The 20,889-nt window shown below is 70.5% G+C and carries 19 protein-coding genes and 1 pseudogene (1 of these 20 only partly in view); 10 read left to right on the top strand and 10 right to left on the bottom strand.

Annotated features, from left to right (window positions below; all coding sequences use genetic code 11):
- Positions 1–74: 74 nt before the first annotated feature.
- The 4 genes from EZH22_RS08235 to EZH22_RS08220 form a co-directional block, all read right to left on the bottom strand.
- Positions 75–1,784 (bottom strand): FMN-binding glutamate synthase family protein, encoded by a 1,710-nt coding sequence (locus tag EZH22_RS08235; RefSeq protein ID WP_231711372.1) that lies wholly within the window; start codon positions 1,782–1,784, stop codon positions 75–77.
- A gap of 176 nt (positions 1,785–1,960) precedes the next feature.
- A complete protein-coding gene (locus tag EZH22_RS08230) occupies positions 1,961–2,884 on the bottom strand; it encodes a sugar phosphate isomerase/epimerase family protein (RefSeq protein ID WP_203195187.1) in 924 nt (307 codons plus the stop codon).
- A 284-nt stretch (positions 2,885–3,168) separates the two neighbouring features.
- The gene (locus tag EZH22_RS08225) at positions 3,169–3,864 is read right to left on the bottom strand and encodes a glutamine amidotransferase (RefSeq protein ID WP_231711506.1); all 696 of its coding nucleotides are present in this window, start codon (positions 3,862–3,864) and stop codon (positions 3,169–3,171) included.
- A 76-nt stretch (positions 3,865–3,940) separates the two neighbouring features.
- Positions 3,941–4,420 (bottom strand): tellurite resistance TerB family protein, encoded by a 480-nt coding sequence (locus EZH22_RS08220; protein ID WP_203195185.1) that lies wholly within the window; start codon positions 4,418–4,420, stop codon positions 3,941–3,943.
- A gap of 318 nt (positions 4,421–4,738) precedes the next feature.
- On the opposite strand from EZH22_RS08220, the gene EZH22_RS08215 reads away from it, so the two are divergent.
- Complete coding sequence (locus tag EZH22_RS08215; protein WP_203195184.1) at positions 4,739–5,245, top strand: PRC-barrel domain-containing protein; 507 nt, start codon at positions 4,739–4,741, stop codon at positions 5,243–5,245.
- 287 nt (positions 5,246–5,532) lie between these two features.
- On the top strand, positions 5,533–8,382 hold the full coding sequence (locus tag EZH22_RS08210) for a response regulator (protein WP_203195183.1): 2,850 nt from the start codon (positions 5,533–5,535) through the stop codon (positions 8,380–8,382).
- Positions 8,383–8,520: 138 nt separating this feature from the next.
- On the opposite strand, the gene EZH22_RS08205 is transcribed toward EZH22_RS08210, so the two are convergent.
- Together EZH22_RS08205 and EZH22_RS08200 are read right to left on the bottom strand one after the other, a co-directional pair.
- On the bottom strand, positions 8,521–8,829 hold the full coding sequence (locus EZH22_RS08205) for a hypothetical protein (RefSeq protein WP_203195182.1): 309 nt from the start codon (positions 8,827–8,829) through the stop codon (positions 8,521–8,523).
- 40 nt (positions 8,830–8,869) lie between these two features.
- Entirely contained in the window at positions 8,870–9,667 is a 798-nt protein-coding gene (locus EZH22_RS08200) for a response regulator (protein ID WP_203195181.1), read from the bottom strand.
- 203 nt (positions 9,668–9,870) lie between these two features.
- Here EZH22_RS08200 and EZH22_RS08195 point away from each other — a divergent pair, with 203 nt between their 5' ends.
- From EZH22_RS08195 to EZH22_RS08185, 3 genes are all read left to right on the top strand, one after another.
- On the top strand, positions 9,871–11,625 hold the full coding sequence (locus EZH22_RS08195) for a sensor histidine kinase (RefSeq protein ID WP_203195180.1): 1,755 nt from the start codon (positions 9,871–9,873) through the stop codon (positions 11,623–11,625).
- 241 nt (positions 11,626–11,866) lie between these two features.
- The gene (locus EZH22_RS08190; protein ID WP_203195179.1) at positions 11,867–12,148 is read left to right on the top strand and encodes a con-10 family general stress protein; all 282 of its coding nucleotides are present in this window, start codon (positions 11,867–11,869) and stop codon (positions 12,146–12,148) included.
- 302 nt (positions 12,149–12,450) lie between these two features.
- Positions 12,451–12,990 carry a sigma-70 family RNA polymerase sigma factor gene (locus EZH22_RS08185; RefSeq protein ID WP_203195178.1) on the top strand — a complete coding sequence of 180 codons (540 nt, stop codon included), beginning with the start codon at positions 12,451–12,453 and terminating at the stop codon, positions 12,988–12,990.
- A 125-nt stretch (positions 12,991–13,115) separates the two neighbouring features.
- On the opposite strand, the gene EZH22_RS08180 is transcribed toward EZH22_RS08185, so the two are convergent.
- Entirely contained in the window at positions 13,116–13,574 is a 459-nt protein-coding gene (locus EZH22_RS08180; RefSeq protein WP_203195177.1) for a cupin domain-containing protein, read from the bottom strand.
- Between the two features lie 4 nt (positions 13,575–13,578).
- A complete protein-coding gene (gene gloB / locus EZH22_RS08175) occupies positions 13,579–14,352 on the bottom strand; it encodes a hydroxyacylglutathione hydrolase (RefSeq protein ID WP_203195176.1) in 774 nt (257 codons plus the stop codon).
- A gap of 365 nt (positions 14,353–14,717) precedes the next feature.
- Here gloB and EZH22_RS08170 point away from each other — a divergent pair, with 365 nt between their 5' ends.
- Positions 14,718–15,455, top strand: coding sequence for a class I SAM-dependent methyltransferase (locus EZH22_RS08170; protein WP_203195175.1), 738 nt, complete (start codon positions 14,718–14,720; stop codon positions 15,453–15,455).
- Between the two features lie 3 nt (positions 15,456–15,458).
- On the opposite strand, the gene metW is transcribed toward EZH22_RS08170, so the two are convergent.
- Together metW and metX are read right to left on the bottom strand one after the other, a co-directional pair.
- On the bottom strand, positions 15,459–16,112 hold the full coding sequence (gene metW, locus EZH22_RS08165; RefSeq protein WP_203195174.1) for a methionine biosynthesis protein MetW: 654 nt from the start codon (positions 16,110–16,112) through the stop codon (positions 15,459–15,461).
- Between the two features lie 2 nt (positions 16,113–16,114).
- Positions 16,115–17,238, bottom strand: a pseudogene (gene metX / locus EZH22_RS08160) (homoserine O-acetyltransferase MetX).
- Between the two features lie 296 nt (positions 17,239–17,534).
- Between metX and EZH22_RS08155 the strand changes: the two are divergent.
- From EZH22_RS08155 to EZH22_RS08140, 4 genes are all read left to right on the top strand, one after another.
- Positions 17,535–18,026, top strand: a complete 492-nt coding sequence (locus EZH22_RS08155) for a MarR family winged helix-turn-helix transcriptional regulator (RefSeq protein WP_203195173.1) — start codon at positions 17,535–17,537, stop codon at positions 18,024–18,026.
- 203 nt (positions 18,027–18,229) lie between these two features.
- Positions 18,230–18,982 (top strand): SDR family NAD(P)-dependent oxidoreductase, encoded by a 753-nt coding sequence (locus EZH22_RS08150; protein ID WP_203195172.1) that lies wholly within the window; start codon positions 18,230–18,232, stop codon positions 18,980–18,982.
- A 301-nt stretch (positions 18,983–19,283) separates the two neighbouring features.
- Positions 19,284–20,189, top strand: a complete 906-nt coding sequence (locus tag EZH22_RS08145; RefSeq protein WP_203195171.1) for a DMT family transporter — start codon at positions 19,284–19,286, stop codon at positions 20,187–20,189.
- Between the two features lie 128 nt (positions 20,190–20,317).
- Positions 20,318–20,889, top strand: the 5' portion of a protein-coding gene (locus tag EZH22_RS08140; RefSeq protein WP_203195170.1) for a type 1 glutamine amidotransferase. Its footprint extends 298 nt past the window's final position; the window shows 572 of its 870 coding nt (coding positions 1–572); its start codon is at positions 20,318–20,320; the stop codon falls past the right edge of the window.

Here is a 20,889-nt window from a genome sequence, read left to right as displayed (position 1 = left end):
GGCCCTTACGGCACCCCGACAGGTACGCATATGGGAAGGTCACCCTTCCCCCGCAAGACGCGGCGCCGACGGCCTCACGCGGCCCGGCGCGGTCCCACCGGCGACACCGGGGCGAAGCTGTCGGCGTCGGCCGCCTCCCATTCCGCCGCATAGGGGGTCTCCTCCGGCCCTTCGAGCAGCACGCCCGCGGCGAGGAAGGGATAGATGCGGTCCAGCGGCTTCACCTCGATGGGGCTGACCCGGTGCCACACGTGGTGGGGCAAGAGCTCGCGCGGATGGGACAGGCCCGCCGCCGCCACCAGGTCCGCCAGCGCCCCGACCGTGTGGTGCTGGAAGGAGGTCACCCGCGCCGCCTTCTCCGGCACCACGAGGCCGCGCTGGAGATGCGGGTCGTTGGTGGTGACGCCGGTGGGACAGGCGCCGGTGTGGCAGCGCATGGACATGACGCAGCCCAGCGAGAACATGAAGGCGCGGGCGGCGTTGCACCAGTCGGCGCCGATGGCCATGTTGGCCGCCATGGAGAAGCCGGAGGTCACCTTGCCCGAGGCGGCAAGCCGCACCTCCGAGCGCAGGCCCGTGCCCACCAGCGCGTTGCGCATGAGGATGAGCCCCTCCCGCAGCGGCATGCCGAGATGGTCGGCCAGCTCGTGCGGGGCGGCGCCGGTGCCGCCCTCGGCCCCGTCCACCACCACGAAATCCGGGCGGATGCCGGTCTTCACCATGGCCTTGGCGAGGGCGAACACCTCGCTGGGGTGGCCGACGCACAGCTTGATGCCCACCGGCTTGCCGCCGGAGAGCGCGCGCAGCCGGGCGACGAACTCCATCATCTGCGCCGGCGTCGAGAAGGCCGAGTGGCGGGACGGCGAGATGCAGTCCTCGCCCATGGGCACGCCGCGCGTCAGCGCGATTTCCGGCGTCACCTTGGCGGCGGGCAGCACGCCGCCGTGGCCGGGCTTGGCGCCCTGCGACAGCTTGATCTCCACCATCTTCACCTGGTCGTCCGCCGCGCGCTCGGCGAAATGCTCGGGCGAGAAGGTTCCGTCGCGGTTGCGGGCGCCGAAATAGCCCGAGCCCAGCTCCCACACGATGTCGCCGCCGTGGATGCGGTGATAGGGCGAGAAGCCGCCCTCGCCGGTGTCGTGGTAGAAGCCGCCGTTGCGCGCGCCGAGATTGAGCGCCTCGATGGCGTTGCGCCCGAGCGAGCCGAAGCTCATGGCGGAGATGTTGAGCACCGAGGCCGAATAGGGCCGCGCGCACTCCGGCCCGCCCACCTCCACGCGGAACGGCTCCTTCGCCACCGGGGCGGGGGCGAGCGAGTGGGTCATCCACTCGTATTCGGCGGCATAGGTGTCGAGCTGGGTGCCGAAGGGCTGGCGGTCTTCCTCGTTCTTGGCGCGCGCATAGACGATGGAACGGTCCTCGCGGTTGAACGGCCGCCCGGACTGGTCGTCCTCCATGAGATATTGCCGCAGATAGGGCCGCAGGGCCTCGAAGATCCAGCGCACCGAGCCGATGACCGGATAGTTGCGCAGCAGCGAATGCTCGGACTGGGTGATGTCGAACACGCCCACCAGAACCAGCGGGAACAGCACGCAGAAGATCGCGAGCCAGACCGGATGCCCGCCGAAGGACAGGACGAGGCTGGCGAGGGTGGCGATGACGAGGGCGATGAAGACGCTGTAGCGCTTGAGCAGCATGCGGGTGGCGGGCGAAAGAAAGGTGCCCCGCGGCGCATCCGTTACGGACGCGCCGATCTTGTTTTCGGGATCGGTGGCGACTGGCATGGTGGAGGGTCCTCCCGCCGCCAAGCTAGAGCACGCGCCCGTCGGATTGCACTGCCATCTGGTCGGATGACGCGGTCTCCTTCCCACTTTTGGCGGGCGAGTCACCGATCAGGTTGATTTCAAGCTGATCGGATCGCGCTCCGGGGAAGTCGGCAGCGAAGGCGACAGGCGCCGGCTCAGGCCGCCACCGGCACGCCGGCGGCGAACTTTTCCGCCAGTGCCCGCAGCAGCGGGATCTGGCCCGGCAGCTCGCTCCAGTAGCGCCGGTGCAGCTCCAGATTCACCACGGCGCCCGGCGCGAACCGGCAGCGGCGGGCCACCTCCTCCCAGTCGATGCTGCCCCAGCCGAGGGGCAGATGCAGGTCGCCCTCGCCGAGGGCGGCGCGCTCTGCGTCGTCGATGGCCCAGCTCTCCAGCGGCCGGCCGAAGCTGTCGTGCACGTGCACGTGGCGGGCATAGGGGGCGAGGGCGGCGATCTCGCCCATGAAGTCGACCCGCGCCTCGGTGGCGCGCAGGAAGGCATGGCTCACATCCAGCGTGGCGCGGACGCTCGGATGGTCCAGCGCGTCGAGCTCCGCCGCGAGGCGCGAGGGCAGCGCGGTCTCGCGCATGGGCTCGAAGCGGAAGATGTTCTCCACGCACAAGGTGACGTCCGCCGCCGCGGCCTTGTCCCCGGCGCGGCCGAGGGCCTCGCGCTGGCGCACATAAGCGAGCTCGACGTCGTCCTCGCCGCGCACGCAGCCGGAATGGATCACCAGGCTGCTGGCCCCGAGGGCGCCGGAAATGGCGATGGAGGCCTCCAGCACCGCCTCGTGCCGCGCGAGGCGCGCCTTGGAGGCCATCAGGTTGATGGCGAGGGGTCCGTGCACCGTGTAGCCGAACGGGCGGTCCCGCGTCGCCCGCACGAGGCGGTCGAGACGGTCGGTCAGGACCCGCCCGTCCACCACCAGCGTCCAGGCGAAGACGGGCAGCTCCACGAATTCGACGCCGAGGCGCTCGGCCTCGTCGAGCTTCGTGTCGATATCGTCGAAATCGGGCGAGGTGGCGCGGATCGAATAGCCGATCCCTCGGATCGGGTCGGCAGGGGTGCGGGCGTCCATGTGCGTGTCCTCCCTCGGATGTGGCTGGTTCGCCATGCGGAGCGCAGGCCATCCCTTGAGCCGAAAACGCCCGAGGCCTGAGGCACGCGGCACACAGGCAAAGACCTGGGGCTAAGCAAAAACTGGTCAGGCAAACCGGAGCAGAAGGCCGCAATCACCCGCACGGGGCCGCGCATTCCGGCGCGGGCCGCCACGAGACTACCCCTGCTCCATGACGATAATACTTCCTTGCTGCGCTGCGGAAAGCACTTTGCGCGGCCGACATCAGAAAGGTAACGGGCGCTTCACTTCAGCGGGGCGGCAGCAAGCCAGGCATCGAGGAAGGCGTCGAGCCAGCGGCAGACGGCGCCGTCGTGGCGGTCGAAGCCGGAAAAATGCGCCTCGGCCGGCTGGGCGCCGGGATGGGTGAGCCGGTGGGCGCCGCGCTCGGTCCAGGCGGCCATCATCTCACGCGTCACCTCGGGGTGGAACTGCAGGCCGTATCCGTTCATGCCGTAGCGGAAGGCCTGGTGGGGAAAGGTCCGGCCGGTGGCCAGAAGCTCCGCCCCCTCGGGCAGGTCGAAGCCTTCCGAATGCCAGTGGTAGACATGGTCGGGCCAGGGCAGGAGGGCCGCCCCGGCGGGGGTCGCCTCCAGCGGATAATAGCCGATCTCGCAGACGCCCTCCCGGTGGCCGTCGACCCGTGCCCCCAGGGCCCGCGCCATCAGCTGCGCCCCGAGGCAGACGCCCAGCGTCGGCACGCTCCGCGCGAGGGCGCGCTCCAGCAGCACGGTCTCCTCGCGCAGGAAGGGGTGGGGATCGTTGGCGCTCATGGGGCCGCCGAACACCACCACGCCGCAGTGCCCGTCGAGCGTCTGCGGCAAGTCCTCGCCCAGCGCCGGCCGGCGGACGTCGAGCCCGTAGCCCCGCCGCTGCAGCCGCGCGCCGATGCGGCCGGGGGTGGAGCGGGCCTGGTGGAGGACGACCAGCACGGTTCCCACCGGCGCCGTACCCGCCGAAACGCCCGGCCCCTGCGCCGCCTCGTCGCTGCCGCGGGGGCTCCCCGCGCTGTCCGGCCTACTCCTGTTGCTCACCGCCTGATTCCGTCTCCTCCCGCACCTCGCGCCGGATGCGGATACGGTCGCGCGAGCCCACGTTGAGCAGCTCGGCCGCGCGCCACACCAGATTGTCCTCGAACTCGCTCAGGCCGCCATCGGCATAGGCGACCTCGAACATCATCTCGACGATGCGCATGCGGCCCTCGTCGTCCAGCGCCCGGTTGAGCACGCTGGTGAAGGCGTAAAGATCAACCGCTTCGGCATCCTTGGCAATGGCGAGCTCCACCAGCGCCTCGCTTTCCCCGGCATCGAGGCCGAAGCGCGTGGCGAGGATGTCCTTGAGCACGACCTGCTCGTCCTCGGTCACCGCGCCGTCGATGGACATCACGTGCACCAGGAGCGCGGCGGCGGCGAGGCGGTAGTCGTTCTCGTCGAAGGCGGCGGCCTCGCGCTGTCCGCCGGTGATGTCGGTGATGAAGTCGGAGAGGGTGCGGAACATGCGCCTTCAATCCTCGGCTCGGGGCTTTCCGCCTGTTGCCATGGCGCCCGACGGCGTGCAAGGCCCGCTCGCCCCGGCGCCCGCGCCCCGGGGCGACACAGCGGCGCGCATTCTTCTGGAACATCCCGTCGTGATTCGAGTTGATTTCGCAGCGGAAGGAAGACGATCCACGCTCCAGACGCCACATGGGACCCGGAAGAACGTGCTCTTCGCATGTCCGGTTCGCAGCGCATGCCACTTGTGCCTGCGGTCCCGTCCGACGTGGCCTCATCAACCTGTTCCGTCCGGAAAGTACATGCTCTCTTGAGGAGGACACCTATGAACAAGATGTCAATCTACGCCGCGGCTGCCGCTGCTCTTCTTTCCACCACTGCCATGGCGCAGCAGGTGACGCCCAATCCCGCCGCCCCCGGCGTGCAGGTCACGCCGCCCATGAGTTCGGCCACCGGCTCCGTCGCCTTCATCAACCGGCAGGCGGCCGATCAGTTTCTCGCCTCCCACCTCATCGGCATGACCGTCTATGGGGCCGCCGACGAGAACCTCGGCGAAATCAACGATCTCCTGGTGGATCGCACCGGCAACGTGATGGCCGCTGTGATCGGCGTAGGCGGCTTCCTCGGCGTCGGCGAGAAGAACGTCGCCGTGCCTTTCCGCACCGTGGAGATCACCCGCAACGACAAGGGCGAGCGCCTGGTGCTGCGCAAGACCAAGGACGAGCTGAAGGCCGCCCCGACCTTCGCCAGGTATGATTCGGCTCCGGCCACCACCGGCAGCGTGGGCAGCACGACCCGGCCGGCCACCCCGCCGCCCGCCCCGTCGCGCTGACTGGCCCACGCCTGAAGGCGAGGCGCCGCAACGGCACGGCGGCGAAGGCGGGAGCCCGGCTCCCGCCTTTCGCGCGCCTGCGCCCCCGAGACCTGGATCACCCGTATCGAAACGCCCGGGGCGCGTCGCTGCGGGTGGGCAATTGCGTATCCAGTCAATAGCTTGGCGGCGGCTGCCCGACCGCGCGGGCACGGCGTCCGCTGCCATCCGGTCGGATCGGGCTCCAAGGCGAGGTTGAACCCGGCGGCCCATCGGGGGCATGGTGGCGGCCCCCGCCTCGCAGGAGAATGGATGGATCAGTCCACCCGGGCCTGGCCGGCCCATTCCTCACCATCATCACACAACAAAGACCGCCCGCCTGGCGGCTCGGCTTCGCCGCGCTGGCGCTGGTGGCGGCATTCGGCCTGCGCTACGCCTTCGGCCCCGAGCTGGGCGAATTCGCGCCGTTCGTCATCCACATCCCGGTGCTGTTCATGCTGACGCTGGTCTGCGGCGCGCGCATCGGGCTCGTGGCCCTGCTCGTGTTCGTCGCCGGCGACGGAATGCTGCACGTCTCGCGCGATGCCTCCGCGCTGGCGCCGGGCGCGCCGGAGCCGCATGTGGCGCGCGCCGCCTTCGCCTCCTTCGCCCTCGGCTCGCTCGCCACCTTCCTCACCGGGGTCGGGCTCGGTGCCGGCGTGCGGCGCATCGAGGCCGCGCGGGCGCGCCTCCATTCGGCGGTCGCGGCGCAGCATGCCACCGTGGCGACGCTGGAGGCCCTGCTCGACCACGCGCCGGTGGGCTTCGCCTTTTTCGACCGCCACCTGCGCTTCGTCCGGGTCAACGAGACGCTGGCGCGCATGAACGGCATCCCGGTCGCGGAGCATCCCGGCCGCTCCATGGCGGAGCTGCTGCCCCAGCTTGCCGCCGCCATCACCCCCGGCCTGTCGCGGGTGATCGAGACCGGGGCGGTGATCGCCGACGTGGAGGTGGAGGGAGCCACCCCCGCCGCCCCCGCGGTGTGGCGGCACTGGCTGGTGAGCTATTTCCCGGTGCGCACCCAGGGCGAGAGCATCGGCCTGGTCGGCCTCATCGTGGTGGAGATCACCGAGCGCAAGAAGGCCGAGCGCGACCTTGCCGAAAGCGAGCAGCGCTACCGGCTTCTGGCCGAAGCCCTCCCGAAGATGGTGTGGACCAGCACGCCGGACGGCCACGGCGACTATTACAACCGCCGCTGGGCCGAATTCACCGGCGAGACGCCGGAACCCGGCCAGGTGCGGGAATGGCACACCTTCCTCCATCCCGACGACAGCGCGCCGGCGCTCGACGCCTGGGCCGCATCGCTCGGCAGCGGCGCGCCCTTCTCCCGCGAATGCCGGTTGAGGTCGGCCGCCGGCTCCTATCGCTGGTTCCTGTGCCGGGCGGTGCCGGTGCGGGACGCCAACGGCCGCATCGATCGCTGGTATGGCAGCTGCACGGATATTTCCGAGATCGTCGCCGCGCGCGAGGCCCTCGCCCGCACCAACGAGGACCTGGAGCGCCTCGCCGCCGCGCGCACGGCCGAGCTGGCGACGACGAACCTCCTGCTGAAGCAGGAGATGGAGGATCGCCTGAAGGCGGAGGCGCAGCTGCGCCAGGCGCAGAAGATGGAGGCGGTGGGCCAGCTCACCGGCGGCATCGCCCACGATTTCAACAACCTGCTCACGGTCATCATCGGCAATCTCGAGGCCGCCGAGCGGCGCGTGTCGCCGAACGCGGTCGAGATCCGCCGCTTCCTCGACTATGGCCGCCAGGGCGCGCTGCGGGCGGCGACCCTCACCCAGCGCCTCCTTGCCTTCTCCCGCCGCCAGCCGCTGGACCCGCGTCCCACCGACGTGAACCGCCTCGTCACCGGCATGTCGCACATGCTGCGCAGCGCGCTGGGCGAGCGCGTGATGGTGGAGACCGTGCTCGCCGGCGGCCTGTGGCGCACCGAGATCGACCACAACCAGCTGGAGAACGCCATCCTCAACCTCGCCGTCAACGCCCGCGACGCCATGCCGGACGGCGGCAAGCTCACCATCGAGACCGCCAACGCCTATCTGGACGAGGCCTATTGCGCCGACCTGGAGGACCTCCTGCCCGGCCAGTATGTGGCGGCGTTCGTGAGCGACACCGGCACCGGCATGACCGAGGAGGTGCGCGCCCGCGCCTTCGAGCCCTTCTTCACCACCAAGGGCCCGCGCGACGGCACCGGGCTCGGCCTCAGCCAGGTCTACGGCTTCGTCAAGCAATCCGGCGGTCACGTGATGATCTACAGCGAGCGCGGCGAAGGCACGACCGTAAAGCTCTATCTGCCGCGCCTCGAGGAGACCGCGCCGGCGGAGAACGCGCCCGCCCGGCCGCAGCGGGGGGCGCACGCCCGCCCGGCCTCCATCCTCGTGGTGGAGGACGATGCGCAATTGCGGGCCCTCACCACCGCCACCCTGCGCGACGCCGGGCATCACGTGGCCGAAGCCGCCGACGCGGCCGCGGCCCTCGTCCTCCTCGACCAGGGCGAGACCCCCGACCTGCTGTTCACCGACATCCGCCTCGGCGAAGGCATGGACGGCCGCGCCCTCGCCGAGGAGGTAAAGCGGCGCCTTGCCAATATCCGGGTGCTATTCACCACCGCATATGCCAGAAATGCGCTCGTCCATCACGGGCGGCTGGGTCCCCGGGCCCAGCTCCTCACGAAGCCCTTCAGCCAGGGGGAGCTCGTCGAGAAAGTGAAAGACGTCCTGGAGGAACCCGCCAACCGCGGCACGGTGCTGCTCGTGGAAGACGAGCCGTTTGTCGCCCTCGTAGCCCGGCAGATCCTGGAGGATCACGGCTTCGACGTCACCGTCGCCTCCCATGGCCATGCCGCCCTTGCCCATGCGCGCGCGGCGGCCCCGGGCGCGGTGGTGCTCGCGGTGGTGGACGTGGGGCTTCCCGACATGCGCGGCGACGCCGTGGTGCGCGACCTCGCCGAGATCGCCCCCGACCTGCCGGTGATCATCGCCACCGGCTACGGCACGTCCGATCTGGAGGGCGAATTCGGCGGCTCGGCCCGCATCGCGCTCATGGGCAAGCCCTATGACGGCGCCACCCTGCGGCGGGCGCTGCAAAAGCTCGGCTTCGACGTTCCGGACGAATAGCCCGCCGCCCCGGCTTCAGGCGCCCGGGCCGGGATCGCCCCGGCACCACCCCGAACGCGAACGGGGCGGCGGGTCCCCGCGAGGGATCCGGCCGCCCCGTCGAATTCACACCGACCCGGCCCGGCGCGCGCCGGTCGATCAGCGGCGCAGAAGGAACTGGCCGAGGATGACGCCGACCGCCGCCGCGACGGCGCAGGCGGTGATGGGCTGCTCGCGGATGCTCTCGCGCAGGGTCAGGTACTGGCCCTCGGCCCAGTCGGTGACGTCGGCCGCCGCGCTCCCGGCCTCGCCTGCGGCACCTTCGACGCCGTGGCGGGCCGTCTTGCCGAGGGTCTCCAGCAGGCGGGCGAAATCGGTCCGCAGCTGGTCGAGATCCTCGCGCACATCGGCGAGGCTCGGCTCGGCATCGGCGGAGACGGACTTTATGGTTGCGGGCTTGTCGGCCATTTCGGGAATCTCCGCGGGCAAGAGCTCAGGGGAAGGGGTTTCAGGCGGTGCGGGCAGAGACGGCGCCTTCGGGTTGCGCCCGGGCTTCGTGGAAGAACAGCGCCTGGGCGATGGTCGCCTTCACCGTCTCGGTGAGGAACGGCTTGGTGATGAGATAGGTGGGCTCCGGCCGCTCGCCGGTCAAAAGGCGGTCGGGGAAGGCGGTGATGAAGATCACCGGCACGTTGAAGCTCTCCAGGATCTCGGTCACCGCCTCGATGCCGGAGGAGCCGTCGGCCAGCTGGATGTCGGCCAGCACGAGGCCGAAATTGCCGGCCTTGGCGAGCTCCACCGCCTTGGTATGGGTCGGGGCGACGCCGATCACCTCGTGCCCGAGCTCGGCGACGAGGGTCTTCAGGTCGAGGGCGATCACCCATTCGTCCTCGATGATGAGGACGCGGGTGGCGATCTGCCGGTCGATCTCCCGCTGCGCCGACACCACCTGCACCTCGATGTCGGCGACGCTGGTGCCGAGGATGTTGGCGGTCTCGGCGTAGGAGAACCCTTCCATCGCGGTGAGCAGCAGCGCGATGCGCGAGGCCGGGTCCATGGCCTGAAGCCGGGCGTCGGCCCGCGAGGTCGCTCCGCCCGCGGTCGCCGGGCGGCGGTTCCACACCTCGTGGAACGCCTTGTAGAGGGCGACGCGCGGCGAGACCTGGGCGTCCACCGTGACCTTGCCGTCGAGGATCGCCTGCAGGGTGTTCTGCACCAGCAGATCGCCCTTCGCCTGCGAGCCGACCAGCGCCCGCGTGTAGCGGCGCAGGTACGGAAGCTGCTTGACGAGCGCATTCGGAGCCATGCGATATCCCTTGGAAGCTGGTTCGACGTAGCCAAGCCCGGTAACGCCGGCCTTGCGGTTAAGTTCCGTCCTCTTGGGGAACCTGCTGCATCGCAACGCATTATAGTGCGGACGGCGGTCGCGCGCAGCGACGACTTTGCGGTCCGGTACGAAAGCGCCCGGGCGGAGACCTGATCCGGCGTGCGGCGCTTTGCGGAGCAGTTATGGAATTGAGCAAGGCGAAGGCCGTGCCGGGACGCCACAGGCAGCGCAACGCCATCTTTGCGACGGTGGCGGGACAGCCGCGGTCCCTGTTCGACAGCGTGCGGCGCCGGCTTCTCCTGGTGGTGCTGCTGGCCATGGCCCCCATCGCCGCCCTCAACATCGCCCAGGGCGTGATGCAGCTGAACGGGGCGGAGGAGGAGGCGCGCCAGCATCTGCTCCAGCGCGCCCTCGCCGCCGCCGCGACCCAGGAGAGCATCTTCGCCTCCGCCGAGAACGTGCTCTACGCCCTCAAGAACGTGGAGGAGGTGCGCACCGGCGGCGCCACCTGCCAGGCCACCCTGCGCGGCGCCACGGTGAGCCTGCCCTTCGTCGCCAATATCGGCGTGCTCGATGCCTCAGGGCGGGTGCTGTGCGCCGCGCTCCCGGTGACGGAGGACGAGGTGGCCCACGACCCGTGGTGGCAGGCGGCGGTGGCCCAGCCCGGCTTCAGCCTCTTCGGCCGGGTGCAGAGCCCGGCGGCGGGCAAGCAGGTGCTGGTGGGGACGCTGCCGCTGCGCACCGATGCCGGCCAGCTGGAGAAGGTCCTCGCGGTGGGGATCGACGTGGCGTGGCTCGACAATCAGCTGCGCCAGCAGACCCCCCCCGCCAACGGGGTGGTCGCCCTGTTTTCCCCGTTGGGCGAGGAACTCGTCTCCAATTCGCGCGGCGTCAGCGCCGCCTTGTTCGACGCCGCCAATCTCGAGACCAGCCTCGGCGCCGGCGGCCATACCCTGCACGAGGCCACCGACGCCCAGGGCCAGCGCTGGACCTTCGCCACCGCGAAGCTCGACCGGCGCGGCCTCACGGTGGCGTTCGCCATGCCGTCCGATCGCCTGTTCGGCTGGACCTTCCTCGCCATCGCCGCGAGCCTGGCCCTGCCCGCGGTCATCGTCATCCTGTCCCTTGTCGCCCTGTGGGTGGCGGTGGACCGCATCATCCTGCGCTGGCTGCTCTATCTGCGGCGGGTCACGGCGGTCTATGCGCAGGGCCATTACGGCTTCCGCCCCACGCGCCTCGACGCCGCGCCGAGCGAATTCCGGGTGCTCGGCCACGCGGTGGAGAACATGGCCCTGGCGGTGCGGCTGCGGGATGCGCGCCTGCGCGAGAGCCTCGCCGAAAAGACCGCGTTGGTGCGCGAGATCCACCACCGCATCAAGAACTCCCTGCAGGTGGTGGTGAGCCTGCTCAGCCTCTACGGCTCGGGCATCGGGCGGGGCGACGACCGGCGGCGCTTCGAGCAGCTGCGCACCCGGGTCAACACGCTCGCCCTCGTCCACCGCATCCTCTACGAGGCGAGCGACGGGTCGCAGGTGCTGCTGCGGGAGCTTCTGGGCGAGCTCGCCTCGCTGCTGGAGGGCAGCGTCGAGTGCAATGCGCGCATCACGGTGGAGGCCGAGGACGTGCGCCTGCCCACCGACATGGCGGTGCCCCTCGCATTGATGGTGGTGGAGGTGGTGCTGTCCCTGTCCTTGCCGTCGGGCTCCACCGCCATCGCCCTGCGCGGCGCAGTGGTCGGCGATCGGCTGCAGCTCACGGTGCGCAGCGCCGCCGGCAGCTGGGACGACGCCGCCGAGCCCACCAGCCTCGCCGGCGGCTTCGCCACCCAGCTCGGCGGCAATCTGACGCGGAGCAAGGCCGAGGACGGCGCCTTCCTCGTGGCGGGCGAATTCCCCTGCCGCCCGGTCCCCAAGCCACGGCCGGCGCACGCCTTCTAGCTCCAAGGGTCGAAAACGGTCCCGATCGGACATGCGCGCGGTCCGGGCGGATTGAGCGCCGGGAGGACGGCGCCGCGCTCCCGGGATTCATCCTCTTTCTCAAGGATTTGGTGATCATGCCACGGCGCGCGGCGGGCCGCCGCCGAACGAATGCAATCTGCACCGGAACCGAAGGCGGCCGGGTTCGTTCTTCCTGAGTATCGACGTGGCGATGCATTGCCAGTTCGGAGGAGCACAGCAGATGGACAAGGCTCGATCCAAGGGCACATCCCAACGCGGATTCGCTGCGATGGATGCGGAAAAGCAGCGCGCCATCGCCCGTAAGGGCGGAGAGAGCGTTCCGGCCGAAAAGCGGAGCTTCTTCCAGAACCGCGCCCTCGCGGCCGAGGCCGGGCGCAAGGGCGGACAGAGCGTGGCGGACGAGCAGCGCAGCTTCTCGCGCGATCGCACCCTCGCCTCCCAGGCCGGCCAGAAGGGCGGCCAGAAGAGCAACGCCCAGAGCAATAATGGCGGGGCCAACTGATCCCGCAGCTGGACTGGCCGCATCGCCCGCCGGGGAACCACGAAGCCCGCGCAAACGTTACAGGACAACAGGCCGGCAGGCGCTATGCTCGCTTCCGGAGGCTCGGGACCGAGGGAGGTTTTCTCCCTGGCTCCCCGGCCTCCGCATCGGGCGGGTGCGCCGCCGGACATGACGTGCCGCAGGTGCTGTGCGCCGTCCCGAGGCCCAACCCGATGCCGAAAGACACGCCGCCGATGGATCTGCCCGGAGACCGTCACGCGTATGCAAAGAAGGACCAACCGGACCGAGAGGCTCGCCAGGAGATGGATGCCGCCAGTTTGCGCACCCAGGTGCTGGAGTTCCTGCCGGCCCTGCGCGCGTTCGCCCGCTCGCTGACGCGCAATCGCACCGAGGCGGACGACCTGGTGCAGGAGACGCTGCTGAAGGCCCTCTCCAACATCGACAAGTTCGATCCGGGGACGAACCTCAGGGCGTGGCTGTTCACGATCCTGCGCAACACCTACTACACCGAGATACGCAAGCGGCGCCGCGAGAGCGACGGCATTTCCGCCTTGTCGCAGCTCGACACCAATATCGGGCCCAGCCAGGAATGGTCGGCAACCCTGTCCTCGCTCAAGGAGGCCCTCGGCCACCTGCCCGACGACCAGCGCGAGGCGCTGGTGCTGGTGGGCGCGGCCGGCCTGTCCTATGAGGAGGCCGCCGAGGTGTGCGGCTGTGCCCTCGGCACCATCAAGAGCCGGGTGAACCGGGCCCGCGCGAAGCTTCTCGTCCTCATGGGCGCGGACGATACCGCCGACGTGGTGGCCAGCGACGCCGTCGCCCTCTCCGCCGCCCGCAGCTGACGCCTTTTCCGTCCGTGGCCTGAGGCCGGCGAGGCGCGTTTTCGAGCGAAGTGGCGGCCGGTTCGAAAACGCGATGACGCGAAGACGTGTGGCGCCTCCCCGATTCCGTGAAACGGGGAAACGCTCTAAACGCCCTCCGGCTCCCACCCGGGCGGGGCAAGCTCGAAGCCCGCGAAATCGAAGGCGGGCGCCACGGTGCAGCCCACCAGGGTCCAGGCCCCGAGGCTCTCCGCCGCCTGCCACGCATGCGGCGGCACCACGCCCTGCGGCCGTTCCCCCGATCCGAGGCGCGCGCCGAGCACGAGGTCGCGCCGGCCGCCCGCGTCGGCGATGGACAGGCGCAGCGGCGCGCCGGCATGCCAGTGCCACACCTCCGCGGCGTCGACCCGGTGCCAGTGGGATCGCTCCCCGGCGCGTAGGAGGAAGTAGATGGCGGTGGAGGCCCCGCGCCCGCCCGCCGCGCCATCGCGGAAGGTCTCGCGGAAATGGCCGCCTTCCGGATGCGGCGCGAGGCCGAGGAGCGCGATCACCTCCGCCGCCGACAGGTCCTTCGCATCCGTGCCCGGCGTCGCCCCGGCCGTCATGGCATCAGCCCCTGAAGACGTTCTTGCGGGCACGCAGCTCGGTGAACACCGCCGCCGGATCGGCGCCGGCGAGGCCGAGGCGCTCCGCCATGGCCGGGTCGTCGGCGCGCAGGAAGGGGTTGGCACCGCATTCCTCGCCGAGGCGCGAGGGAATGGTGGGCTGTCCCGCCGCCCGTTTCGCCTCCGCCTCGGCCATCAGCCGGGCGAGCAGGGGATTGTCGGGGTCGACGGAGAGGGCAAAGCGCGCGTTGGCGAGGGTGTATTCGTGGCCGCTATAGACCGCGAGGGTCTCGGGCAGGGCCCGCAGCCGCTGCAGCGAGGCCCACAGCACCGGCGGCTCGCACTCCAGGGGGCGGCCGCAGCCGAGGGTGAACAGGGTATCGCCGGCGAACAGCAGCCCCTCGCCCTCGAACAGATAGGAGGCGGGCCCGGCGGTATGGCCCGGCGTCTCCAGCACGCGGCCGATCAACGAGCCCACCGCCACCGGATCGCCGTCCACCACCGCCACGTCGAGGCCGGGGATCCCGGCCGCCTCGGCCTTCGGCCCGACCACGGTGGCGCCATAGCGCGCCTTCACCGCAGGAATGCCCTGCACGTGGTCGGCGTGGTGGTGGGTGACGAGGATGTGGGTGAGGTTCCAGCCTTCCGCCTCCAGTGCGGCGATCACCGGCGTCGCCTCCGGCACGTCGATGACGGCGGTGGCCTCGGTCACGCGATCGTGCAAAAGCACGGCGTAATTGTCGCTCAGGCAGGGGACGAGGCGGATTTCGGCCGGCACGGTCTCGCTCTCCGGATCGGTGGCAGGAAAACGCAAGGCGGAAAACGCAAGGCGGGGGACGCAAGGCAGGAGGACGCGGGCAGACCGACACGAGGCGTATCGGGGTCGACCCTCCGCTGAGCGGCACGCCCCGGCCCGCACGGAAGTTGCGGACCCGCCGCGCATGATCCTCTATTAGGGCGCGAAGCGGAAGTGCGGTCGCCCGGCGCGCGCGGCCCCGGAGCGGAGCCGATCCGCGCGGCGGGATGGTGTTGGCCCCGGGGCCGGAGGCGGATCCACGGGATCGGCGGCCTCCGGAGCGGCGAACCGGGGGCGCGGCCTGCGCGCATCGGGCGCACCCGGTGCGGGCCGGGATGAGAGGGTCCATGTTTCTCGACGTCGTCGATCTGCGCAATTTCTACGCCCAGCCCATCGGCATCATGACCCGCCGGCTGCTCGGCCGGGCCATCCGCGCCCGCTTCGACAACGTCACCGGCATGGCGGTGCTGGGCCTTGGCTATGCGACGCCCTATCTCGGCGTGTTCCGCGAGGAGGCGGAGCGCTGCATCGCGGTGATGCCGGCGGCGCAGGGCGTGGTGCGCTGGCCCTCGGCCGCGCCCACCCTCGCCACCCTGGCCGACGAGACCCTGCTGCCCTTGCCCACCGCCAGCATGGACCGGGTGGTGGCGGTGCACGCCTTGGAGATGACGCCCAACGCCGCCGAGATGCTGCGCGAGGTGTGGCGGGTGCTCGCGCCCGGCGGGCGGCTGCTGGCGGTGGTGCCGAACCGGCGCGGCGTGTGGGCGCGGCTCGACACCACGCCGTTCGGCAATGGCCGTCCCTTCTCGCGCGGGCAGGTGGTGAGCCTGCTGCGCGAGGCGCTGTTCACGCCGGTGGGCTGGGACGAGGCGCTCTACGCGCCGCCGAGCCCGTGGTTCCTGCGCACGGCGGTGGCCTGGGAGCGCGTCGGGGCGCGGCTGTCGCTGCCGTTCTCGGGGGTGCTGGTGGTGGAGGCGACCAAGCAGCTCTATCGCCCGATCCCGGTGCGCCGGCCCCGCCTCGCCCCCGCGCTCGAGCCGGCGATGGAGCCGGGACTGGTGCCGGGCGCGGCGCCCGCCGGGTGAGCCTCAGCGCTTGCGCGTCAGCAGGAACACCGCCTGCTCGCCGAGCAGGTTCCACACCCACCACGGCATGGTCACCCGCACCCGGTGGCCGGACGAATCCAGCGCCACGGCGCGCTCGATGCCGGCGTCCAGCACCTCCACCAGCGCCACGAAATCGCGGATGGTGCAGAAGTGGATGTTCGGCGTCTCGTACCAGACGATGGGCATGTTGTCGGTCACCGGCATGCGGCCATTGACCAGCAGATCGAGGCGCGAGCGCCAGTGGCCGAAATTGGGGAAGGACACGATGGCCCGGCGGCCGATGCGCAGCATCTGCTCCAGCACCCAGCGCGGCCGCCTTGTGGCCTGCAGGGTCTGGGACAGGATCACGTAGTCGAAGGCGTCGTCGGGATAGTGGGCAAGGTCCACGTCCGCGTCGCCCTGGATGACGGCGAGGCCGCGGGCCACGCCGGCATTCACCCCCTCGCGGGAGAGCTCGATGCCGCGGGCATCGCAGCCGCGGGTGGTGGCGAGCAGCTCCAGCAGCGCCCCGTCACCGGAGCCCACGTCGAGCACGCGGGAGCCGGGCGCCACCATCTCGGCCACCACCACGAGGTCGACGCGGCCGCCTTGCAGGCGCACCACGCCTTCGTCCAGCACGGGTTCACGCAGCGCCATGGTCAGTCCCGCCGCGCCGCCGGCAGGCCGAAGGCCCGCGCGGCGCTGTCGAGGAAGCCGCGGGTGATGGCGGTCAGCTCCGGCTCGTGCAGCAGGAAGGAATCGTGGCCCTTGTCGGTGTCGATCTCGGTGAAGGAGACGCTCGCCCCCGAGGCGTTGAGCGCATGGACGATGGCGCGCGAATCCACCGTGGGAAACAGCCAGTCGGAGGTGAAGGAGACCACGCAGAAGCGCGTCTTGGAGCCCCGGAAGGCATTGGCGAGCACGCCGCCGTGGTCGGCGGCGAGGTCGAAATAATCCATGGCGCGGGTCACGTAGAGGTAGGAGTTGGGGTCGAAGCGCTGCACGAACGATTCCCCCTGGTGGCGCAGGTAGCTCTCCACCTGGAAGTCGGCGTCGAAGCCGAAGGTCGGCATCTCGCGGTTCTGCAGCCGGCGGCCGAACTTGCGGTGCAGGGACTGGTCGGACATGTAGGTGATGTGCGCCGCCATGCGCGCCACGGCGAGGCCGCGATGCGGCCGCACCCCATCGGCGAGATAGCGCCCGCCGCGCCAGTCGGGATCGGCCATCACCGCCTGCCGGCCCACCTCGTGGAAGGCGATGTTCTGCGCCGAATGGCGCGCCGCGGTGGCGATGGGCAGCGCCGAGAAGACGCGCTCGGGATAGCTCGCCGCCCATTGCAGCACCTGCATGCCGCCCATGGACCCGCCGGCGACGCACAAGAGCTTCTCGATCCCGAGATGATCGAGCAGCATGGCCTGGGCGTTGACCATGTCGCGGATGGTCACGAGGGGCATGTCGACGCCATAGGGCTGCCCCGTGGCCGGATTGGTGGAGGCCGGCCCGGTGGAGCCCATGCAGCCGCCGAGCACGTTGGAGCAGATGACGTAGAAGCGCTCGGTGTCGATGGGCTTGCCCGGCCCCACCAGGGTCTCCCACCAGCCGGGCTTGCCGGTGACCGGATTGAGGCTGGCGGCGTGCTGGTCGCCGGTCAGCGCGTGGCAGAGCAGGATGGCGTTGGAGCGCGCGGCATTGGGCTCGCCATAGGTCTGGTAGCCGATCTGCAGGTGCGGCAGCTCGACCCCGCATCGAGCTTCAGCGGCTTGTGGGCGCCGAACCGCGCCACCGGGGAATGCGGATCGTCCGCCTCGCGCCGCGCCTGGGGCGCGGAGGCGCCGGCGTCGGCCGCGGCGGGGGACGTCCGATGCGACGAAGGAAGTCATCGGCGAACCAAGCGACGCGGCAGCGCCCCTGTCAAGCGGGGGCGGGTGCGGCTGCGCCGACCGGCGCGCGGGACGGATGGCGGCACAGGCCGGGACCTTCGCAAAATTGTAAGCCGGCGCGTGGATAAGTAGGCTCCGCGGCGGAGCCTCTGTTGGGGCTCGGCCGGTGCGGCCGCTGCGCGGCCCGGCGGGGGATGACATGAAGGATCCGGTCCAGAAGACCATCGGCTACAGGCTGACGCATACCGCGCGCCTGCAGAAGGCGCTTTCCGCCCGGCTCCTGGCCAATCTCGGATTGTTTCCCGGGCAGGAATCGGTGCTGAAGCTGTTATGCGAGGCGGATGGCCGGACCATGGGCGATCTTGCCTCGGCCCTCAGGGTGCGCCCGCCCACCGCCTCCAAGACCATCGCCCGGCTGACCACCCAGGGCCTGGTGGAGCGGCGCGCCACCGATGGCGACGGCCGCCTGGTGCGGGTGTTCCTCACCGAACTGGGCCGCGAGCGCGGCGCCTCCATCGACGGGGTCTGGGACCAGATCGAGGGCGAGATGGTGGCGGGCCTCGACAACAAGGAGCGCAAGCGGCTGCGCAAGCTGCTGCGCAAGGTGGAGAAGAATCTCGCCTCGCGGCTCGGCACCGACGGCGGCCTCGACGACGAGGTGGAGGCCGGCGACGAGGACGAGGAGGGCTGACGCGGGATCACCGCTCGGCCGGCGTGTCCTTCGACCATCCGCCGAAGGCGGCCGCCCTTCCCTGCGCGCATGGCGCGGCGGCGGCATATGCGAATTGTGCCCCTTCCCTCGGCAAGGGCCGCGCGCTAAACAGTAATTCAAACGATTAGAGTCAGATGCATCACAACAATGCGGGCGGCAGGAAACGGCCCGCCGGGGGAAGAATGTCCAACGCCATCGACCTTCAGGACCGCACCGCCATCGTCACCGGCGGCGCCCAGGGCATCGGCCGCGCCGTGGTGGAGCGCTTTCTTGCCTCCGGCGCGCGCGTCGCCATCCTGGACCGGGACGGCGACCTCGCGGCCAAGACCGCCGACGCCCTCGGCCGCGACCGGGTGCTGCCCGTGATCGCCGACGTGACCCGGCTCGCCGACGTGGAGCGGGCGGTGGGCGAGGCCCATGCCGCGCTCGGCCGCATCGACATCCTAGTCAACAATGCCGGCATCTCCGGCCCCAACCTCAAGCTCTGGGACTATCCCGAGGACGCCTGGCGGCAGGTGATGGCGATCAATCTCGACGGGCCGTTCCACTGCTGCCGCGCCGTGGTGCCCCACATGATCGCGCAGCGCTACGGGCGCATCGTGAACGTGGCCTCCATCGCCGGCAAGGAAGGCAATCCCAACGCCTCCGCCTATTCCGCCTCCAAGGCGGGGGTGATCGCGCTGACCAAGTCGCTCGGCAAGGAACTGGCCGAGTACGACATCGCGGTCAATTGCGTGACCCCGGCGGCGGCGCGCACGGCCATCTTCGACCAGATGAGCCAGCAGCACATCGACTATATGCTGTCGAAGATCCCGCGCGCGCGATTCGTCACCGTGGACGAGGTCGCGGCGACGATCGCGTTCGCCGCGTCCTCCGACTGCTCCTTCACCACCGGCGCGGTGTTCGACCTGTCCGGCGGGCGGGCCACGTACTAGAGGCGATCCCGCGGAACCGCCGGGCGGCTCCGCGGGATCGCCCTCTGAACGATTGGAAAGAAACGGACTTGCGACCCATCTTGCATCGCCTCGGCGATTCGATATGGGCCGATCGCGTGCCAAGGCTCCGACCGCGACAGCCGGGTCCCCCATCCGTCGCGGTCGAACCACCCGTCCTTGATCCACCAGAGGGTGTCCCCGCTTCCTGGAAGCAGGAAACCCTCCATGTCGCCGAGCGGTCGCGTTTTCCCGGCGCGAACCGGTGTCCACTTCGCTCGAAAACGCTCCAGAGGCCGGTGCCATGCGTGTGCCCGAGGGTCCACAGTCCGCCGGGGCGCACGCGTCCGCCTTCGTCGGCATCGGCCTCATGTGTCTCGCGGTCATGACCTTCGCCCTGACGGACACCACAGCGAAATGGCTCGGCGGACACACCAGCGTCTTCGTCGTGGTGTGGGCGCGCTACGTCATCCATTTCCTGTTCTCGCTGGCGGTGTTCAATCCCTGGACGGTGCCGGGCCTCCTGCGGACCCGCCGGCCGCTGCTCCAGATCGGCCGCTCGACCCTGCTGTTCCTGACCACCGCCCTCAATTTCACCGCGCTCCAGTTCCTGCAGCTGGACCAGACCGTATCCATCATGTTCTCGGTGCCCTTCTTCATCGCGCTCTTCGCCGGGCCGCTGCTCGGGGAGCGCGTGGGCGTGCGGCGATGGGTGGCCATCCTCGTCGGCTTCATCGGCATCCTGCTGGTGGTGCGGCCGGGCGGCGGCGGCATTCACCCGGCGGCGCTCCTCTGCCTCGGCGCGGCGGCCACCTATGCCCTCTACGCCATCACCACGCGCATGCTGGCGCGCACCGATTCGAGCGCCACCACGCTCTTCTATTCCTCGCTGGTCGGCTCCATCGCCGCGAGCCTGCCCTTGCCGCTGGTATGGGAAACCCCGCGCGAGCCCCTGATGATCGGCGCCATGCTCGGGCTCGGGATCGTCGCCGGCGTCGGCCACTTCCTGCTGATTCTCGCCCATGCGCGGGCCCCGGCGGCGACGCTGGCGCCGTTCATCTACACCCAGATCGTCAGCATGATCGCCCTTGGCTGGCTGGTGTTCGGGCAGGTCCCGAGCCCGTGGACCCTGGCCGGCGCATGCGTGGTGATCGCTTCCGGCGGCTATCTGCTGGTCATGGAGCATCGCAGCCGGCCGGCCGGCGCCTGAGGTCGGTGGGGGATCCGGCCTCCCGGCGCGGCATGCATGATCCGAGGGCCAGGGGTGCCGATCATCTTCTCGGTTTCGCCAAAAACCGCCCTATGCTTTGCCGATCCGCATCAGCCCGCAGGATTGTCATGGCCGCCGCCCGTCTTCTCGTCGTCGAAGGAAATACCGCGGAGGCGCGGGCGCGGCAGGTGGCATTCGGCGGTCAGGTGGCGAGCGAGGGCTACGCCCAGCTGCTGCGCGAGCTTTTCCCCGGCGCGGTCACGGTCGACATCTGCTATCCGGCCGACCCGGGCGCGAACCTGCCCGATGCCGGCGGCCTGGAGGGTTATGACGGCATCGCCGTCACCGGCTCCTCGCTCAACATCTACAATGGCGGGCGCGAGATCGGCCAGCAGGTCGACCTGATGCGCACCGCCTTCACCACCCGGGTTCCCATCTTCGGCAGCTGCTGGGGCCTGCAGCTGCTCACCGTGGCGGCGGGCGGCCGGGTGCGGCGCAATCCGCGCGGGCGGGAAGTGGGATTCGGGCGGCGCATCCGGCTGACGCCGGACGGCGGCGCCCATCCCCTGTTCGCCGGCAAGCCGGCGGTGTTCGATGCCATGACGGTGCATCTGGACGAGGTGGAGGCCCTGCCCGAGGGCGCGCGCCTGCTCGCAACCAACGACCATTCGCAGGTGCAGGCCGCCGCGTTTCCCGCCGG

This window comes from Xanthobacter dioxanivorans (assembly GCF_016807805.1).
GTDB classification, from domain to species: domain Bacteria; phylum Pseudomonadota; class Alphaproteobacteria; order Rhizobiales; family Xanthobacteraceae; genus Xanthobacter; species Xanthobacter dioxanivorans.
The sequence above is the reverse complement of the archived record's forward strand: the minus strand, read 5'-3'. Positions and strand labels throughout refer to the sequence as shown.

Bases quoted from the DNA above. Each gene is read 5' to 3' on its own strand.
- EZH22_RS08235 (WP_231711372.1), bottom strand. From the start codon at position 1,784: ATGCCAGTCGCCACCGATCCCGAAAACAAGATCGGCGCGTCCGTAACG.
- EZH22_RS08230 (WP_203195187.1), bottom strand. From the start codon at position 2,884: ATGGACGCCCGCACCCCTGCCGACCCGATCCGAGGGATCGGCTATTCG.
- EZH22_RS08220 (WP_203195185.1), bottom strand. From the start codon at position 4,420: ATGTTCCGCACCCTCTCCGACTTCATCACCGACATCACCGGCGGACAG.
- EZH22_RS08215 (WP_203195184.1), top strand. From the start codon at position 4,739: ATGAACAAGATGTCAATCTACGCCGCGGCTGCCGCTGCTCTTCTTTCC.
- EZH22_RS08210 (WP_203195183.1), top strand. From the start codon at position 5,533: ATGGATGGATCAGTCCACCCGGGCCTGGCCGGCCCATTCCTCACCATC.
- EZH22_RS08205 (WP_203195182.1), bottom strand. From the start codon at position 8,829: ATGGCCGACAAGCCCGCAACCATAAAGTCCGTCTCCGCCGATGCCGAG.
- EZH22_RS08200 (WP_203195181.1), bottom strand. From the start codon at position 9,667: ATGGCTCCGAATGCGCTCGTCAAGCAGCTTCCGTACCTGCGCCGCTAC.
- EZH22_RS08195 (WP_203195180.1), top strand. From the start codon at position 9,871: ATGGAATTGAGCAAGGCGAAGGCCGTGCCGGGACGCCACAGGCAGCGC.
- EZH22_RS08190 (WP_203195179.1), top strand. From the start codon at position 11,867: ATGGACAAGGCTCGATCCAAGGGCACATCCCAACGCGGATTCGCTGCG.
- EZH22_RS08185 (WP_203195178.1), top strand. From the start codon at position 12,451: ATGGATGCCGCCAGTTTGCGCACCCAGGTGCTGGAGTTCCTGCCGGCC.
- EZH22_RS08180 (WP_203195177.1), bottom strand. From the start codon at position 13,574: ATGACGGCCGGGGCGACGCCGGGCACGGATGCGAAGGACCTGTCGGCG.
- EZH22_RS08170 (WP_203195175.1), top strand. From the start codon at position 14,718: ATGTTTCTCGACGTCGTCGATCTGCGCAATTTCTACGCCCAGCCCATC.
- metW (WP_203195174.1), bottom strand. From the start codon at position 16,112: ATGGCGCTGCGTGAACCCGTGCTGGACGAAGGCGTGGTGCGCCTGCAA.
- EZH22_RS08155 (WP_203195173.1), top strand. From the start codon at position 17,535: ATGAAGGATCCGGTCCAGAAGACCATCGGCTACAGGCTGACGCATACC.
- EZH22_RS08150 (WP_203195172.1), top strand. From the start codon at position 18,230: ATGTCCAACGCCATCGACCTTCAGGACCGCACCGCCATCGTCACCGGC.
- EZH22_RS08145 (WP_203195171.1), top strand. From the start codon at position 19,284: ATGCGTGTGCCCGAGGGTCCACAGTCCGCCGGGGCGCACGCGTCCGCC.